Below are 17254 nucleotides of genomic sequence, written 5' to 3' on the forward strand. Positions count from 1 at the left end.
GAAACTGCCACTGGATGACCGGGTACCACCATGCGTTTGCTCCTCGTTGAAGACAATCCTTCGCTCGCCGATTCGCTGAGTCGTGCCCTGATTCAGTGCGGCTTTGCGGTCGATTGCATGCATAACGGCGCGGACGCCGACCAGGTGCTGCGCACCGAGGATTACGCGCTGGTGATTCTTGATCTGGGCCTGCCCAAGCTCGACGGCCTGGAAGTGCTGCGGCGACTGCGGCAACGGCGCAACAAGGTGCCGGTGCTGATCCTGACCGCGCATGGCTCGATCGACGAGCGGGTCAAGGGGCTCGATCTTGGGGCCGACGACTACCTGACCAAGCCCTGCGATCTGACCGAGCTCGAAGCGCGTGCCCGGGCGCTGATTCGTCGCAGCCACGGGTTCGACAGTGCCGAACAGACACTCGGGCCGCTGCGCTACGACAGCGTCAGTCGGGTCTTCAGCCTGCCCGGCGGCCCGCTCAGCCTGACACCGCGCGAGCACGCCGTGCTGGAGGTGCTGTTGCTGCGCGGCGGCAAGGCGGTCAGCAAGGACGCATTGTCCGAAAAGATTTTCGGCCTCGATGAATCGAGCAGTCCCGATGCGATCGAGATCTACGTCCACCGGCTGCGCAAGAAGCTCGAAGGCAGCGGCGTGGCCATCGTGACCTTGCGTGGCCTCGGTTACCTGCTGGAAGTGCGTGATGCCACGGCGTAGCCTGCGCCGCTATCTGACGGTCTGCCTGCTGATTCCGTTGCTGGTACTGCTCAGCGTCGATGCCGTCCTGACCTATCACCGCGCCCGGCAATCGGCCGATGCGGCATTCGACCGCAGCCTGTTCACGTCGAACAAGGCCATGGTTGAGGGCATCTCGATCCAGCACGGGAAGATCGTCGTCGACATACCGTATCTGGCACTGGAAATGTTCGAAGCCAATGCCTCGGGCCGGGTCTACTACCGGGTGGTCGAGGAGAACGGCGCCGAGCTGACCGGTTACAAGGATCTGCCGCTGCCGCGTCATCGCGAACAGGATTACTACAAGCCGCTGTTCTACGACGCCGACTACAAGGGGGAAACGATCCGCGTCGCAGCGACGCGTCAGCGCGTCCACGACGTCGCGACCGCGCAGGCGCGAACCGTGTGGGTGCTGACCGGCGAGACGCCCGAATCGCGGCGCGAGCTGGCGCGGCAGATTCTGGTCGGCGCGATCATCCAGGATCTGGTGCTGGTGGCGCTGGCGCTGGGGATCGTCCTGCTCGCGGTGAGCCTCGGGCTGCGACCGCTGCGACGACTGTCGGCCAAGGTCAAGGAGAAGGATGCCGATGACCTGCAACCGCTGGATGCGACCGAGCTGCCGGCCGAACTCAAGCCGCTGGTCGAGGCGATGAACCAGTACATCGCGCGGATCGAGCGCATCCTCAACGACCGCGGCCGCTTTTTCGCCGACGCGGCACATCAGCTGAAAACGCCGCTGGCGGTGCTGCAGGCCAAGGTCGAACTGGCCTTGCGCGAGGACGACCTGCCGGTGGTGAAGAAACAGCTGGCCGAAACGCTCGATACCGTCCGGCACGCATCACGCGGCGTGAAGCAGCTGCTGTCGCTGTCCCGGCTGGCACCGGACCATTTTCTTGTCGTCACCTACAGCGATGTCGATCTGACCAGCGTGGCGCGAGAAGTCGCGCTCGACTGGGCGCCGGTGGCACGCCGTAGCGGCGTCGATCTCGGTTTCGAAGGCGACGTTGCGGCGACGCTGTCGGGACGCCCCGAACTGCTGCAGGAACTGGTCGGCAACCTGATCGACAACGCGATCCGCTACGCCGGGCCGGGCAAAATGGTGACGGTGCGTTGCGCCCCGGTCGATGGCCACGCGCGGCTGCAGGTGGTCGACAACGGCCCCGGCATCCCCGAGGAGGAGCGCGACAAGGTGTTCCGGCGCTTCTACCGGATCGCCGGCACGCAGGTCGAGGGCAGTGGGCTGGGCCTGGGGATCGTGCATGAAATCGCCCGGCTGCACGATGCGCTGATTGCGCTCTCGCACACGCCGGGCGGTGGCCTGACGGTGACGGTGGATTTTCCGGTCGATCGCGCTGCGCAGGAGTCGTCCTAGCCGCGCAGCCGCCACTGTTTGTCGACGATCTCGCCCAGTTGCATCAGCCGGCCATGGAAGAAATGGCCGACGCCGGGAACGACGATGACCGGCAGCTGCTGCGGCCGTGCCCAGTCGAACACGCTGGCAAGCGGCACGACTTCGTCTTCCTCGCCGTGGATCACCAGCGTGTCGGCCGGCACGGCCGGGTAGTCGGCGTAACGGCTGGTCGCCGGACCGACAAGGATCATGCCCTCTACCTCGTCGTCACCCAGCCGCTGGCGCAGCTGTGACTGCACATAGGTGCCGAACGAAAAACCGGCGAGCACCAGCTTGTCGGAGCCCGGATGCGCCGCGCGCGCGAAGGCCAGCACTGCGGCCATGTCGTCGGGCTCGTGCAGGCCACGGCTGTGCTCGCCCTCGGAATTGCCGACACCGCGCAGGTTCGGGCAGTAGGCGATGTAACCGAGCCGGGACAGTGTCTTGGCCAGTGTGTGGACGATCTTGTTGGTGAACGTGCCGCCCTCAGTCGGATTCGGGTGCGCGACCAGCGCGATGCCACGGACGGTGTCGAGTGCGGAATCAAGACGCAGGCATTCGAGTTTGCCGGCCGGCCCGGCGATGTCGAGCAACTCGAACGCGGGGGCTTTGCGCGGAGCGTTCACAATTTCAGCCTCAGCCGTTCGACCACGCGGCCGTTGACGAGATGTTCGTCGACGATTTCGTCGATGTCGCTCTCGTCGATATAGGTGTACCAAGTCTCTTCCGGATAGATCACGATCACCGGGCCTTCCTCGCAGCGTTCCAGACAGCCGGCCTTGTTGATGCGCACGCCGCCGGGGCCGGCGAGCTTGAGCGATTTGACGCGAGCCTTGGCGTGCTCCCATGCGGCAACAGCGCCGCAGTTGGCACAGCTCTGGCGTTCGCCCGGATCGCGCTGGTTCAGGCAGAAAAACACATGGTGCTTGTAGTAGCTCATTGTTGCCCCCGAGATTTACTGCGGCTGGACCGGACGGTTGTGCGCGGTAACGAAGAACGGCAGTCCGTCGGTATCGAGGTCGGGCTGGATCGTTTCGATCACCACCACGTCGTCGACCTGGCATTCGCGCATCAGGTCATCGACAAAGGCATGCACCTGTTCGGCTGTGTCGAGCGGTGCCAGCGGCCAGACGTAACCTTCCCAGCGTTCGGCATCCTCGCGGCTGGAAAAGGTGATGCGGATTTCGCCGCCTTCATGCGCCGCGAGCGTGATCACCGGCGTGCGGCCCTTGCCGCGAATGCTGCGGATCGCGTTGCTGGCGGCGACCTGCAGGCGGGTTTCGAGCACGGTGACCCGGCCGGACTCCTGCGCGGCGAGCCAGCTTTGCGGTACGCGCGGGATCGGGAACAGGGTCAGGCCCGGCTTCTTGAAGCCGTCGCTGAGCAATTGCGCCAGCGGCATGCCCCAGCCGCCGACCGCGCCACCGAGACGGATGACCGGATCGGTCCCGGACGGCTGCATGGCCACGCCGACGAGATAGCGGATGAACACGCCCTCGTCCTTGAACCTGATCGGTGCCGACACCAGTTCGGCCGGCAGTGCTTCGGCAGCGGTGATCTGCGTTTGCCAGCGCGACAGTTGGGTCGGATTGATCGCGGCCAGCTGATCTGCGCCGACGAGGGCGCTGCCGAGCCAGACATCGGCGTCGGCGGCGATCACGCCGTGCGTGCGCAGCAAAGCAGCAATCGCCTGTGCATCGGCTTCGCCCGGCAGTTCGGTCTCGCCTTTCTGGCCGGCGACGAAGACGATCGGCAGGGCGAACGGCACGGCATGGGCGACGTTACCGAGCGGCTGCTCGACGGCATCGCGCAGCGTTTTCCACAGCACCTTGTACGCATCCTGCGTTGGCGCTTGTGTCAATGCGCCATTCAGGCCGTAGTGATCACCGGTTAGCAACAGTTCGCGAACCACCTCGTCCAGCACCTGCCGCTTTTGCTTTGCATCCGCGGGTTCGCTGGCGGTCAGAAAGGCCATCAGGCTGCGAATGACCGGGTTCTTGGCGTTGACGCGGGGGTAGAGGCGGGGATCGGGCAGGTACATGGGGCTGGCCAGGAGCAAAAGCGCAATTATACCGTGCGGGGTGGGTCTGGAGGGGTTAATGACTTTGGCATGGAATATGCTTTCTATTTCTGCAAGCTATTGAATTGATTTGACAATCTTCCAGACCCTCAGGTAAATTCAAGGTTCTGTTGGGATGCGAGATTTGCGTCTTGATGGTTTCTCCTTTGTAGATGTTGTTGGTGGCCCGGATCCGTTTACGTTTCCGGGTTTTTTTTCATCTGGAGTACCTGCATGACGTCGCCGACCTTCATCGATCGCAATCTGCTGAACGAACTCAGCGCCGAGGCGGCGCAAAGTCCCCGGTTGCGCAAGAACCGCAATTTCCACACCGGCAATGACGATGCCTGTCACCGGCTGCTCAATGCGCTCGAGCCCGGAACCTATATCCAGCCGCATTGCCATCTGGCCGCCGACAAGGAAGAAACGCTGATCGTGCTGTACGGCCGCATCGGTGTGTTGCTGTTTGACGAGACCGGCGCGGTGACCGCAACGCGCGAACTCGTCGCTGGCGGCGAGACGGTTGGCGTCAATGTCGCGCCGGGCGTATTCCACAGCCTGGTCGCGCTCGAGGCCGGTTCGGTGTTCTTCGAGAGCAAGGCCGGTCCGTATGCTGCGCTGGGCGCAGCGGAAAAGCCCGTCTGGGCGCCGTCGGAAGGCGAACCCGGCGTCGAGGCTTTTCTGGCCGGCATGCTGGCGCATTTCGCCCGCTGAACTAGCGCGTCTCGATCTCGCAAAAGCCCGTCAGCGCTTCAATGCCTGCGTCGGTCACGTCAAGCCGGTCGACGCGGGCCGAGTCGGGGCCACGGTGCACCCAGAGCAGGAAATCGTCGATCTCGGCAGCCCGGCCTTGTGCCTGGATTTCGACCGTACCGTCGGTGCGGTTGCGCACCCAGCCGGTCAGGTTGCGGGCCAGCGCTTCGCGGACCGTGTAGAAACGGAAGCCGACGCCCTGGACCCGGCCGTGGACACGCAACCGTCTGGCGATGACTTCGTTCATGCCGATTCCTCCGTTGACGAGGCAAAACAAAACCGGCCACGCGGGCCGGTTTTGATTTTAGTCCCGCGCCTTACTTGACGCGCATTCCCGGCTTGGCGCCGCTGTCCGGGCTGAGGATGTACAGGCCGCCGTCACCACCCGCGGCGAGTACCATGCCCTCGGACAAGCCGAACTTCATCTTGCGCGGCGCGAGGTTGGCGACCATCACGGTCAGCCGGCCCTGCAGGTCTTCGGGCTTGTACGCCGACTTGATGCCGGCGAACACGTGGCGGGTTTCGTTACCGATGTCCAGCGTCAGCGAAACGAGCTTGTCGGCGCCTTCGACCGACTTGGCTTCGACGATCCTGGCGACGCGCAGGTCGACCTTCATGAAGTCGTCGATGCTGATCGTTTCGGCGATCGGCGGGACGTCGTAATCGAGTGCCGGTTTGGTTTCCGCTGCCGGTGCCAGACTCTGCTTGTTTTCCTCGACCATGGCTTCGATGGCCTTCGGATCGATCCGCGTCATCAGGTGCGAATACGGATGGATGCAGTGGCCGAGCAGCAGCGAGCCGGCATCGACCCAGCGCAGCGGCGCGATGTTGAGGAAGGCTTCGACGTCGGCGGCCAGCTTGGGCAGCACGGGCTTCAGGTAGATCGTCAGCAGGCGGAACGCATTGATCAGGATCGAACAGACACGCTGCAGCTCGGCATCCATGCCTTCCTGCTTGGCCATTTCCCACGGCTTGTTGGCATCGACGAACTGGTTGACCTCGTCGGTCAGCGCCATGATGTCGCGAATCGCGCGGCTGTAGTCGCGTGCTTCGAGCAGTTGCGCCAGCTCGTCACCGGCGGCCTGCAGCTTCGCCAGCACCGGCACGTCGCCCAGTTCGCGGGCCAGCTCGCCACCGAAGCGCTTGGTCAGGAAACCGGCGGCGCGGCTGGCGATGTTGACGTACTTGCCGATCAGGTCGCTGTTGACGCGGGCGGCGAAGTCTTCGAGGTTGAGGTCGATGTCCTCGATGGCCGAATTCAGTTTGGCGGCGAAGTAGTAGCGCAGCCATTCCGGGTTCAGGTGGCGCAGGTACGACTCGGCGGTGATGAAGGTGCCGCGGCTCTTGCTCATCTTGGCGCCGTCGACGGTCAGGAAACCGTGGGCGTTGATGCCGGTCGGCGTGCGGTAGCCGCTGTATTCGAGCATGGCCGGCCAGAACAGCGCGTGGAAGTAGAGGATGTCCTTGCCGATGAAGTGGTAGAGCTCGGCAGTCGAATCCTTGCTCCAGTACTCGTCGAAGTCCAGGCCGAGGCGGTCGCACAGGTTTTTGTGGCTGGCCATATAGCCGACCGGCGCGTCGAGCCAGACGTAGAAATACTTGCCCGGTGCATCCGGAATCTCGAAGCCGAAGTACGGTGCGTCGCGCGAAATGTCCCAGTCGTTCAGGCCGGCGTCGAACCATTCCTGCATCTTGTTCGCCGCGCCTTCCTGCAGGCGCGGGCGCTCGGCGCCGTTGACCGTGCTTGCACCGGTCGTCCAGCCCTTGAGGAAATCTTCGCAGTCGCCAAGGCGGAAGAAAAAGTGCTCCGAGTCGCGCAGCACCGGCGTCGCGCCGGAGACGGCCGAGTACGGGTTCTTCAGTTCGGTCGGGCTGTAGGTCGCACCGCAGACTTCACAGTTGTCGCCGTACTGGTCCTTGGCGCCGCACTTCGGGCATTCGCCCTTCACGAAGCGGTCCGGCAGGAACATGCTCTTTTCCGGATCGAACAGCTGCGAGATCGTCCGGCTGACGATCTTGCCGTTGGCTTTCAGCTTGCCGTAGATGTCGTAGGCGAACTGGCGGTTTTCTTCCGAATTGGTGCTGTAGTAGTTGTCGAAGGCGACATGGAAGCCGGTGAAGTCACGCAGGTGTTCGCCGTGCACGCGCTCGATCAGCGCCTCCGGGCTCAGGCCTTCTTTTTCGGCGCGCAGCATGACCGGCGTGCCGTGGGTGTCGTCGGCGCAGACATAGTGACAGGTGTGGCCGCGCATCTTCTGGAAGCGGACCCAGATGTCGGTCTGGATGTATTCGACAAGGTGGCCGAGGTGGATGGCGCCGTTGGCGTAGGGCAGGGCGGAGGTGACGAGGATCTTGCGGCTCATGGTCGTCTTTTTGGGCAATGAATCGTCCGATTATATCGCAGCCGCACGCCGGGCCGTGACGCATTGCGGGTCGGCCGTTATAGTTGTCTGTCATGGTCCGATGGCCTCACAGGAATCCCGAACGCATGCCGCCCCCGCCCCCGCCCCCCGACCTGCAGCACGAGCTGGCTGCCATCGACGCCACCTTTGCCACGCTGGCACTGGATCTGGGACAGGATTTGCGCGCGGAGCTGCTGGATGCCTACTGGCCGACACACGAGGCGTGCCTGAGTGAAATCGGGCTGGCGCTGCAGCAGGGTCAGCATTATCTGGCCGAACGTGCGGCGCACCAGTTGAAGGGGGCGTGTGCGCAGATCGGCGCGGTTGGCATGGCAGCGCTGTGCCGGACGATCGAACTGGCGGCGCGCGAGTCCCGACTGGCCGGCGAGGCCCATGCCGATCTGGTCGTGCTGGCGACCGGCGTCGAGTCGGCGTTGCGGCGCTGACTGTTACATGGACGCCGTAACGGCCGCGCTACACTGGCGCGTTTTTTTCCAATTCGGGCTTTTCTGACCATGCAGCTGCAGTTCGATGTGCTGTTTCTGATCGGCACCGCCGCCTTCACGATTTCCGGCTATCTGGTCGGGGCAACGAAGCGCTTCGACGTACTGGGCGTAGTGATTCTTGCGCTGCTGACTGCCATTGGTGGCGGGATGATCCGCGACGTCCTCGTCGATCGGGTGCCGCGCATTTTCCTCGACGCAGGCCCGCTGTACACGATTTTCGCCACCTTGCTGGTGGCCTGGGCGATCAAGCTGCACCAGCGCAATCGCGGCTTGTTGTACAAGATCTTCATCGTCGCCGATTCGATCGGTCTGGTTGCATTCAGCATTGCCGGCGCGCAGATCGGCCTCGACGTCGGGCTGAACCTGTTTGGTGTTGCTTTCCTTGCCTTCGTCACGGCTGTCGGCGGCGGGCTGGTACGCGACATGATGGTCAACGACGTCCCGTTCATCCTGCATGAAGATTTCTACGGCACGGTTGCCATCCTGGTGGCTGCGCTGTTGTATGCGGCAGCGCAGTCGGGCTGGCGTGGCCTGTGGGTCGAGTGGATCTTGTTCACGGTGGGGCTCGGCTTGCGCCTAGTCGCGCATCTGCGCGATTTCCGCCTGCCACGCGTCGGCCACTGAGATGGATGACAAGTTGCCGCTCGACTGGCCGGACTCCGGCGACCCGCGGGTCTGGGCCGACTGGCTGAAGGCGAGGCTGGCCGGGTCGCCGCGTCCCGAAGGCGGTGATTTTCCGTTCGAGCAGGAGTCGCGTCCGGCTGCGGTGCTGATTCCGATCGTGCCCCGTGCGGGTGGTGCGACGATCCTGCTGACCGAGCGGGCGGCGCACCTGCCGACGCATGCCGGGCAGATCAGTTTTCCCGGCGGGCGGGTCGAGCCGGAGGACGAAGGCGCAATCGCTGCGGCCTTGCGCGAAAGTGCCGAGGAAATCGGCCTGGACCCCGGCTATGTGCGGGTCATCGACAGTCTGGGCAGTTATTACACCGTCAGCGCCTATGCAGTGACCCCGGTGATCGGCGTGCTGGACCCCGGATTTTCGCTGGTGCCCTGCGCCGACGAGGTCGAGCAGGTCTTCGAGTTGCCGCTGGTAGCGCTGCTGGATCCGACAAGGTACGAGCGTCGCTGGGTCGAACGGCGCGGCCTGCGCGGGCAGACGCATTTCATCGAGATCGACGGCTACACCGTCTGGGGTGCGACGGCGAACATCCTGCTGATGCTGGCTGCGGCCCTGCGCGTCGCTGGTGAACCCCGGATCATCGACTGAGGGTCAGTCGGCTGCGCGCTGCTTGGGTAAGGTGACTCTGGCAATCAGGCCGTGTGGCTCGGCATCGGCCAGTACGATGCTGCCGCCATGGCGTTCGGCAATTTCCTTGACGATGGCCATGCCCAGTCCGCAACCGTTGCCGTCGTTCTGGTTGACGCGGTAAAAGCGCTCGAATACGCGGGGTTTCTGTTCGTCGGGGATGCCATTGCCATCGTCTTCAACCTCGACGATGTAGTCCGTACCCTGTTCGAACAGGCGTACGGTGATGCTGCAGCCGCGCGGAATGTACTTGATCGCATTCTCGATCAGGTTGACGAACAGCTCGCGCAGCAAGGCCGGATTGCCGTCGATGTTCGCTTCCGGCAGTGCGCTGTCGCAGCCGAGATCCATGCCGGCGGCGAGCGCACGCGGTACCGACTCTGCTGTCAGGTCGCGAATCAGTTTGGCGAGGTCGACCTTCATGCCCGGCGTGCCGGTCTGCGCACCGGGCTCTGAGCGTGCCAGCGTCAGCAGCTGGTTCACGAGGTGGATGCTGCGGGTGGCGCTCGCATGGACGAGATTGAGCCGGTCACGCAGGCCTTCCGGTGTCGATTCGCGCATCGCCAGTTCGGTCTGCGATTTCAGCCCGGCCAGCGGTGTGCGCAGCTGGTGGGCGGCATCGGCAATGAAGCGCCGCTGCCTGGACACGCTTTCGTTGGTCGTCGACAGCAGGTGGTTCAGCGCGTGCGTCAGCGATTGCAGCTCGACCGGCAGTGCGTGCGTCTCCAGCGGCGCCAGATCCTGTGGCGCGCGGTGTTCGACGCTGCGCTGGAGCTTTTCCAGTGGTCGCAGACCGCGGCGGATGCCCAGCCAGACCAGTGCGCTCATCGCGATGATCAACAGGCCCATCGGAATGCCGGTTGCAAGCAGGATTTCGCGCGACATCTGGCTGCGCTTCTGCAGATTCTTGCCGACCTGCACGTGCAGCCAGTGATTGGGGCGATTCAGCGGATAGTAGAGCGACAAGGCGCGAATCGGTTCGCTGCCCTGCATGGTGTTGTAGAACAGGGGCTTGTCGGCGACCGGTGTGCCGGATGGCGGCGGAAGACGGCGATTCCCGAGAATCATCCCGCCGGGAAGCGTGCTGACGGTATAGAAGAGTTTGTCGTCAGGACCTTCCTCGAGCAGCAACTGGGCTGCGCGGGGAAAGTCGACGACGAGGCCGTCATCGTAAGGCTGGACTTGCCGGGCAATGGCCCGTGCGGTTTGCAGCAGGCTATTGTCGGTAATGGCGTTGGCGTAGTGCGTCGCGACGTTGTAGTACAGCGCCGCACCGGCCAGCCAGAGGACGATTTGCGGGATCAGCAGCCACAGGAGCAGCTGCCGTTTGAGCGAGACCTTATCCCGCAGCATCCTGCGACAGCGGCTGTTGCTTCTCGAGCAGGTAGCCCAGGCCACGGATGGTCCGGATCACCACGCCGCACGGTTCGAGCTTCTTGCGAAGACGGTGCACGTACACTTCGATCGCGTTCAGGCCGACTTCGGCATTGTCCGAACCGAGTTCGGAAACGATCTGTTCCTTGGTGACGACGCGGTCGATGTTCGACATCAGGATCTCGAGCACGGTCAGCTCGCGAGCGGACAGGTCGAGCGGGGTGTCGTTACACCAGGCGCGCTGGCCGGCACGATCAAGACGCAGGTTGCCGAGTTGCTGGACCGATTGCGGCAGGATCTGGCTGCGACGCAGCAGGGCGCGCAGGCGGGCTTCGAGTTCTGCGAACTCGAACGGCTTGGCGAGGTAGTCGTCGGCGCCGGCGTCCAGGCCTGCAACGCGTTCTTCCAGACCGTCAAGTGCGGTCAGGATCAGGATCGGCAGCGACGGCTTGTGCTGGCGAACGTTGCGCAGCACGGTCAGGCCGTCCATGTTCGGGAGGCCGATGTCGAGCACGACGATGTCGTAGTCGTTGTGCAGAAGGATCTGCAGCGCCAGCGCGCCGTCGTTGACACAGTCAACCTGGAAATCGGCCTGCGACAGGCTGGTTTTCAGGGCGTCGGCGAGAATGAGGTCGTCTTCGGCAAGAAAAAGCCGGGTGCTCATGGTGGGAAACCTCCGGGAACTCGGTGTTCTGTAAGGAAATGCTTACTGCTGAGTGTAACTGCTATTTCGCCAATTTCCCAGTTATTTTGATGCACCCAGCTTTCGGGCGCGCTCCCTGCTTTCCCTAGCCAGACCGGTGGCCTGTTCGGCCTGCCAGTCAGGCGCCAGCCAGCCCGAAAGTTCGCGCTCAACAAGGTCTGCCAGCACCTTGATCCAGTCGCCGTTGTCATTCAGGCAGGCGATGTAGCGGAAGCTGCCACCACCGGCGGTGAGGAAGGTTTCCTTGCCCTCGATCGCGATTTCCTCAAGCGTTTCAAGGCAATCGGCGGCGAAGCCGGGACAGATGACATCGAGGCGGCCGACGCCGGCCTTGCCCAGCTTTGTCAGCACGTCGGCGGTGTACGGCTTGAGCCATTCGGCCTTGCCGAAGCGCGACTGGAAACTCAGCGTGTACTGGTCCGGGTCGAGTTCCAGCGCGTCGGCAAGCAGCCTAGCCGTCTTGTGGCAGTGGCAGAAATAGGGGTCGCCCTTGGTCAGCGTGTAGCGGGGCAGGCCATGGAAGCTCATCAGCAGATGGTCGCCACGTCCTTCACGCTGCCAGTGCGCGCGAACCTGGCCGGCGAGCGCATCGATGTAACCGGCGTGGTCGTGAAAACTGCGCACGGTACGCAGCGCCGGCTGGTTGCGGTAGCGCATGAGCTGGGTGAACGCGGCATCGCAGGCGGTGGCGGTCGTGCTGGCTGCATACTGCGGGTACAGCGGCATCAGCAGGATCCGGTCACAGCCGGCGGTCTTGAGCGTATCCAGACCCGCCGCGATCGACGGTTCGCCATAACGCATGCCGACCGCGAACGACAGCGGCACCTGCAGCCGCTCGCCCAGATAACCCTTGAGCAGGCGCGCCTGCTTCTGCGTCCAGACCTGCAGAGGGGAGCCTTCCTTGCTCCAGATGCTGGCGTACTTGTGGGCCGATTTCTTCGGTCGCACGTTCAGGATGACGCCGCGCAGGATCAGTTGCCAAAGCAGCTTCGGAATCTCGACCACGCGTGGATCGGACAGGAACTGGCGCAGATAGGGTTTGACCGCCGCAGCGGTCGGCGCGTCCGGGGTGCCGAGGTTGACCAGCAGAACGCCGATCCGGGCGGGCTGATCGTGGCTGAATTCGGGTTCTACGGCAAAACGGCTCATTGATTCTTTCCTGATTACGGGGCACGGGACAGGCGCAGCGTCCTGACCCGGGTACGCAGTTCGTCAAGGGCGGCGTGATCTTCGCCATATCGGGCGGCCAGATAGCATCGGGCGATCGCATCCAGCGCATCGCGATGGCCGGGCAGTGCGCCGGTGGCGCGCTGGATCAGCGCAGTGGGTGTTTCGCCGGGGTAGGCGGCGATGCCGGCCCGGTCGAGTTTGGCGATGAACCGCAGCCAGCTGCGCATTGCCGCATCGCGGGGGGGCGGCCGGCTGCGCCAGCGCTGCATGACGGCATAACCGGCCAGCAGTGTCAGTACAAGGGCCGCAAACCAGCCGATGAACGCCATCGAGGCCAGCGCGTCGATGCCGAGCCGGTTGAGCAACTGCATCTGGCGTTGCGCATCATAACCGATCACCCAGCGGTTCCACTGGAAAACGGTCGCGTCCCAGTGCTGGCGCAGTCCCTTGAGCCAAGGGGCCTCGTTACGCAGCACACCGGGCAGCCGGGCCGCATCCGTGACGCTTTGTGCCAGCCCCTGGTTGATCCGGTTCGGCGCAATCGCCGCGGTGGGATCGACCCGCTGCCAGCCGCGATCGTCGAGCCAGACCTCGGTCCAGGCGTGTGCGTCGGCCTGGCGGACCAGCCAGTAATCACCGCCGGCGTTGCGCTCGCCGCCGAGATAACCGCCGACGACGCGGGCCGGGACACCGGCCGCACGCATCAGAAAGACGAAGGCGCCGGCGTAGTGTTCGCAGAAGCCTTCACGTGTCGTGAACAGCAAGTCGTCGACCGGGTCGGGTCCGGGCAGCAATGGCGGGGTCAGCGAATAACTGAACCGGCCTGCCCGCAGCCACTGCTGTGCTGCATCGACGCGGGCCGGCGCGGACAGCGTCTGCCATTGCCGGGCCAGCGCGCGCGCTTTCGGGTTGCCCGAGGCCGGCAGGTCAAGATTGCGGCGCAGTACGGCATCCGGCTCGCGGGCGTGCCAGCCGGGGCTGCTGACGATGTCGACCCGGCGACGCTGCGTGAGCGGCGCATCGGCAACCAGCTGGAAACGCGACGTCAGCCGCGTGCGTTCGGGCCAGCGTACCGGCAGGTCGAGTGCCAGCAGCCAGCTGCGCTCGTTCGGCTCCATCAGCATGCTGTATCGCACCGTCGGTCCGACGGCGATGGCGGTGGGGCGGACGCCGGTGTCATCGTGCAGCTGTTGCCAGTTGCGGCCGTCGAAGCGCTCGAATACCGGGCCGCGCCAGTACATCGTCGAGACCGGCGGCGCCTCGCCGTCAAAGCTGACGCGGAAGGCCGGACTGTCGTCGAGCGCCAGATTGGTAAAGCTGCCCGGACTCATCACGTCCGACAGGCCGCTGCTGGCACCGCCTCGGTCTTCCGGCATGCTCCACAACGGTCCGGACAGGCGCGGGAACAGCAAAAACAGCAGCAGAATGACCGGCGTGGCTTCTGCCAGCATGCGCAGGGCGCGCCAGGCTTCGTCGCGCTCGAAGCGGTCGCTGCGCCGTTGCCATGCCATCAGCTGGGTGGTCAGCGCGACTGCGGTGGCCAGCGCCCAGAGCAGCATCCAGAACGATTGCGAAACGAGGAACATGGCGCCGCTGGCAAAGTAGCCGAGCAGGGTGAGGACCGCGGCGTCGCGCCTGCCATGCGTCTCGAGCAGCTTGATCGCGATCAGGCTGACCAGCATGGCCACGCCCCCGCTGCGGCCGATCAGCGTGCGGAACTGCCAGAACACCAGCGCCAGCAAGGCCAGCATCAAGGCATAACGCAGCCAGCGCGACGGAAGCGCCTTGCCGCGGTACACAAGGCTGGCACGCCAGACCGGTACCGCGATGATCAGCAGCGCCAGCCAGGGGGGGAGTGTCAGCAGATGGGGCAGCAGCGCCATCATCAGGGCGGCGATCAGCGCATACAGCGCGCGGCTGGGCAGCGTATCGCTCATGACGGTGTCTGTCCGAACAGGGCCAGCGCTCGCAGGCAGGCGTGCCGGTGCGCGGGGCCTCGACCGCGTGGCAGCGTCGTGCCTGGTAGCGCCAGCGCGTAACGGTCACCGGCGGCTTCGGCCGCCAGTACCCATGCGGTCAGCCGGGACAATCTCGCCTCGGTGCCGAGTTCCGGCAGGGTGTGCCAGTCGAACAGCCAGGTCTGGCCTTCGACCCGGTCGTCCTGACGGACAAGCAGGGCATCGAGGCGGGCGAACTGCTTCCAGGCAATCTGCCTCGGCGTGTCGCCGGGGACGTAATTGCGCAGCCCGGCAAAATCGTCGTCGCCACGAACGCGTCGCTGACCCCGATCACCGTTTTCTCCGTGAAAGGGCGGCGCGTTTGCCTCTGGCTGCGGGTAAACGAGGCAGCGTGCGTCGAGATTGGCGTAGCTCCAGGCCTTGCACCAGCCACTCGGATAAGCGGTGTCGATGCGCATGGTCGGCATGCCCAGCCAGCCGCGTGCCAGCGTCGCGACCGGCAGGTGTGCGATAGCGGTGTCGTCGCGATCGATGGCTTCGATCCAGCTTGCCGGGTGGCCACGCAGCGACAGATTCAGCGCGCGCCGGGGCGGTTTGCCCGGGTTGGACAGCGAGACCGGGAAATGCGCGGTGTCACCGGCAAAGACCGGTTCGGTGGCCAGTGTGCGCAGTTCGATCTTCAACAGGTTGCGATAGCTCTGCAGCAACGCGGCATGACCGAGACCGATCAGGACGAAGGCGAACAGGTAGGCGAGGCTCAGCTGGTAGTTGATGGCGCCGATCAGCACTAGCACTGCGGTCGCTGCATAGATCGCGCCGAACAGCGTGGGCAGGACATAGATGCGATTGTGCTTGAGCGCCACCACGGACGCAGGTGGATGCCGGCGCGTCTGCTCGCGTTGCCACCGGGATCGAAGCCAGCGAAGCATCAGGGAATGGCGACGGTGTCGAGCAGCTCGACCGCCGCCAGTGCATCCGGCCGCCCGCTGGCACGCGACAGCAGCCGGTGGCCGGCAATGGCCGGGAATACGGCCTGCACGTCTTCGGGGATCGCGTGATCCCGGCCGTCGAGCCAGGCCCATGCGCGCGTTGCGGCAACCAGCCCGATCAGCGCCCGTGGCGACAGGCCGCAAGCAAAACGCTCGTGATGCCGGGTGGCGGCAGCCAGCGCCTGGATGTAGTCGAGCAGCGGCGGGGCGATCCGGATTGCGCTGGCGTCGCGCTGCGCGTTGGCAAGTGTCGCCTGATCGCACATCGGTGCGAGCTGTGCGACCAGCTCGCGCCGGCCTTCGCCCGTGAGCATGGCCCGTTCCGCCTCGTGGCCCGGATAGCCGAGTTCCAGTCGCATCAGAAAGCGGTCTAGCTGTGATTCGGGCAGAGGGAAGGTGCCGATCTGGTGCTGCGGGTTCTGCGTGGCAATGACGAAAAATGGTTCGGGCAGCGCATAGGTCTCGCCGTCGACGCTGACCTGATGCTCTTCCATCGCCTCGAGCAGCGCCGACTGGGTTTTCGGCGGCGCCCGGTTGATCTCGTCTGCGAGCAGCACCTGTGTGAACACGGGGCCGTGGTGGAAGCGGAAACGCCCGCTGTCGCGCTCGTAGACCGATACGCCGAGCAGATCGGCGGGCAGCAGGTCGCTGGTGAACTGGACGCGGGAAAAACGCAGGCCGAGTGTTGCGGCGATCGCGTGCGCCAGTGTGGTCTTGCCGACGCCGGGCAGATCCTCGAGCAGCAAATGGCCCCGGGCAAGCAGGCCGGCGACGGCTAGCCGGATCGGTTTTTCCTTGCCGAGGATGACGCGGTTGAGCTGGGTCAGAACGGGTTGAAGCGGATGGGACATGGATGCGTGGGACTCAGAATGCGCCGGAAAAACTGATGCCGAATAGCGGCGCGGTGTCGTAGTTTTCGCTGCCGATCTCGTGGCCGCGATCGTCTTCGAGCTTGAGCTTGCCGCCGAAGGCTGCCGCGGCGTAGGCGTCGATGCGCCAGCCGGGCTGCGCCGCGTAACCGATGCGCAGGTAAACGGGCAAGCGGTCGTGCTGGCCGACGCCCCCCGGAGAAACGGTGTTGTCGCTGGCGAGCCGGAAACGCTCGGACCGGTACGCGCCGCCTGCAGCGATTTGCCAGCGTTCGGTCGCGGCATAGCTCAGCTCGAGGCCGCCGGGGCCCGACGGGCCTGCATCGAATGGATTGCCGAGATGCCACTGCTTGTCGATCTGCCAGTCGACGACCAGGAAAGGGAACGCGCTGGTCTTGTCGAACTCGCGGAACACCCCGACACCGAGGCCGAGTTGCAAGGTTTCGCTGAATTGCTGCACGGCTATGAAGGTGGCGCCGTAGCCGATCGCATCGCTGCCGGCGGCACCGCGCTCGCCGGCGTATTCGATCGTCGGCATGATCGAGAAGCTCTGGTAACCGGCGGTCACGTAATTGACGTGGAAGCCCAGGTTGCCCTGGCGGACCGTGTCCCACGGGGCCTTGCCGCCAAAGCGCGTCGGTGATTCGAAGTCCCAGTGATCCTGCGCCAGCCGCACGCCAAGGCCGAAGCTCCAGCCGGGGTTCATCGCCTGATCGGCACTGGCGCTGAACAGGATGCTGTTCAGCCCGGCTTTGCCGCCGTCGTCGAGCTGGGCATTTCCCTGCCAGATCGGTGTCAGCGAAACGCTGTACTGCGGCGCATCGGCGTGCGCCAGCGCGGCGGACATCAGGCAGGCGAGCAGGGCGAGGCGGAACGGCTGCAGCATGGAGATCCCGAGCGGAAACGGAGTGTGAATTTTGCCGAGTACGGGTGTGCGGCGTACACTCGGTCTGCAAATATCTAAGCAAAACAATAACAGCTTTCGTCAAGAGGCCGAGTGTGTACGACAACGAAGCTGCGGAAAAACCCACGGCTTACCTTTCACATCC

18 protein-coding genes are annotated in these 17254 nt (G+C 64.6%); 6 read left to right on the plus strand and 12 right to left on the minus strand.

Features of this window, described 5'->3' with window-relative positions; genetic code table 11:
- Positions 1-30: 30 nt before the first annotated feature.
- Both JMJ54_RS06380 and JMJ54_RS06385 read left to right on the plus strand, forming a co-directional pair.
- Positions 31-708, plus strand: a complete 678-nt coding sequence (locus JMJ54_RS06380) for a response regulator (RefSeq protein ID WP_203537113.1) — start codon at positions 31-33, stop codon at positions 706-708.
- Entirely contained in the window at positions 695-2098 is a 1404-nt protein-coding gene (locus JMJ54_RS06385) for a sensor histidine kinase (RefSeq protein WP_203537114.1), read from the plus strand. Before JMJ54_RS06380 ends, JMJ54_RS06385 begins: the two co-directional genes overlap by 14 nt.
- Here JMJ54_RS06385 and JMJ54_RS06390 read toward each other — a convergent pair.
- Genes JMJ54_RS06390 through JMJ54_RS06400 form a run of 3 tightly spaced genes read right to left on the minus strand, consistent with a single transcriptional unit; the run spans position 2095 to position 4157 of the window.
- Positions 2095-2742: an alpha/beta hydrolase gene (locus tag JMJ54_RS06390; RefSeq protein ID WP_203537115.1), complete on the minus strand. Its 648-nt coding sequence runs from the start codon at positions 2740-2742 to the stop codon at positions 2095-2097. The two genes, JMJ54_RS06385 and JMJ54_RS06390, sit on opposite strands and share 4 nt — an antisense overlap.
- Complete coding sequence (locus JMJ54_RS06395; protein WP_203537116.1) at positions 2739-3056, minus strand: (2Fe-2S) ferredoxin domain-containing protein; 318 nt, start codon at positions 3054-3056, stop codon at positions 2739-2741. Before JMJ54_RS06395 ends, JMJ54_RS06390 begins: the two co-directional genes overlap by 4 nt.
- Before the next feature lie 15 nt (positions 3057-3071).
- Entirely contained in the window at positions 3072-4157 is a 1086-nt protein-coding gene (locus tag JMJ54_RS06400; protein ID WP_203537117.1) for a hypothetical protein, read from the minus strand.
- Positions 4158-4409: 252 nt separating this feature from the next.
- Between JMJ54_RS06400 and JMJ54_RS06405 the strand changes: the two genes are divergently transcribed.
- The gene (locus JMJ54_RS06405) at positions 4410-4889 is read left to right on the plus strand and encodes a WbuC family cupin fold metalloprotein (RefSeq protein ID WP_203537118.1); all 480 of its coding nucleotides are present in this window, start codon (positions 4410-4412) and stop codon (positions 4887-4889) included.
- Position 4890: 1 nt separating this feature from the next.
- On the opposite strand, the gene JMJ54_RS06410 is transcribed toward JMJ54_RS06405, so the two are convergent.
- Both JMJ54_RS06410 and metG read right to left on the minus strand, forming a co-directional pair.
- On the minus strand, positions 4891-5175 hold the full coding sequence (locus JMJ54_RS06410) for an acylphosphatase (RefSeq protein WP_203537119.1): 285 nt from the start codon (positions 5173-5175) through the stop codon (positions 4891-4893).
- 70 nt (positions 5176-5245) lie between these two features.
- Complete coding sequence (metG, locus tag JMJ54_RS06415) at positions 5246-7291, minus strand: methionine--tRNA ligase (protein ID WP_203537120.1); 2046 nt, start codon at positions 7289-7291, stop codon at positions 5246-5248.
- Between the two features lie 125 nt (positions 7292-7416).
- Between metG and JMJ54_RS06420 the strand changes: the two genes are divergently transcribed.
- The 3 genes from JMJ54_RS06420 to JMJ54_RS06430 all read left to right on the plus strand — a co-directional run bounded on the left by JMJ54_RS06420 (position 7417) and on the right by JMJ54_RS06430 (position 9103).
- Positions 7417-7776, plus strand: a complete 360-nt coding sequence (locus tag JMJ54_RS06420) for an Hpt domain-containing protein (protein WP_203537121.1) — start codon at positions 7417-7419, stop codon at positions 7774-7776.
- A gap of 69 nt (positions 7777-7845) precedes the next feature.
- Entirely contained in the window at positions 7846-8460 is a 615-nt protein-coding gene (locus tag JMJ54_RS06425; protein WP_203537122.1) for a trimeric intracellular cation channel family protein, read from the plus strand.
- A gap of 1 nt (position 8461) precedes the next feature.
- Complete coding sequence (locus tag JMJ54_RS06430; protein WP_203537123.1) at positions 8462-9103, plus strand: CoA pyrophosphatase; 642 nt, start codon at positions 8462-8464, stop codon at positions 9101-9103.
- Between the two features lie 3 nt (positions 9104-9106).
- Here JMJ54_RS06430 and JMJ54_RS06435 read toward each other — a convergent pair whose 3' ends face one another.
- The 7 genes from JMJ54_RS06435 to JMJ54_RS06465 all read right to left on the minus strand — a co-directional run bounded on the left by JMJ54_RS06435 (position 9107) and on the right by JMJ54_RS06465 (position 17091).
- A complete protein-coding gene (locus tag JMJ54_RS06435; RefSeq protein WP_203537124.1) occupies positions 9107-10495 on the minus strand; it encodes a sensor histidine kinase in 1389 nt (462 codons plus the stop codon).
- On the minus strand, positions 10482-11180 hold the full coding sequence (locus tag JMJ54_RS06440) for a response regulator transcription factor (RefSeq protein WP_203537125.1): 699 nt from the start codon (positions 11178-11180) through the stop codon (positions 10482-10484). The genes JMJ54_RS06435 and JMJ54_RS06440 overlap by 14 nt, the downstream gene beginning before the upstream one ends.
- A gap of 81 nt (positions 11181-11261) precedes the next feature.
- Complete coding sequence (hemH, locus tag JMJ54_RS06445; protein WP_203537126.1) at positions 11262-12368, minus strand: ferrochelatase; 1107 nt, start codon at positions 12366-12368, stop codon at positions 11262-11264.
- A 14-nt stretch (positions 12369-12382) separates the two neighbouring features.
- Positions 12383-14326, minus strand: a complete 1944-nt coding sequence (locus JMJ54_RS06450; RefSeq protein ID WP_203537127.1) for a transglutaminase TgpA family protein — start codon at positions 14324-14326, stop codon at positions 12383-12385.
- Positions 14323-15210, minus strand: coding sequence for a DUF58 domain-containing protein (locus tag JMJ54_RS19520; protein ID WP_203537128.1), 888 nt, complete (start codon positions 15208-15210; stop codon positions 14323-14325). The genes JMJ54_RS06450 and JMJ54_RS19520 overlap by 4 nt, the downstream gene beginning before the upstream one ends.
- 65 nt (positions 15211-15275) lie before the next feature.
- Positions 15276-16187: an AAA family ATPase gene (locus JMJ54_RS06460; protein ID WP_203537129.1), complete on the minus strand. Its 912-nt coding sequence runs from the start codon at positions 16185-16187 to the stop codon at positions 15276-15278.
- Between the two features lie 13 nt (positions 16188-16200).
- Positions 16201-17091, minus strand: coding sequence for a hypothetical protein (locus JMJ54_RS06465; RefSeq protein WP_203537130.1), 891 nt, complete (start codon positions 17089-17091; stop codon positions 16201-16203).
- Between the last annotated feature and the right edge of the window lie 163 nt (positions 17092-17254).

Origin of the sequence: Jeongeupia naejangsanensis, from assembly GCF_016865585.1 — a bacterium.
GTDB classification, from domain to species: Bacteria; Pseudomonadota; Gammaproteobacteria; order Burkholderiales; family Chitinibacteraceae; genus Jeongeupia; species Jeongeupia naejangsanensis.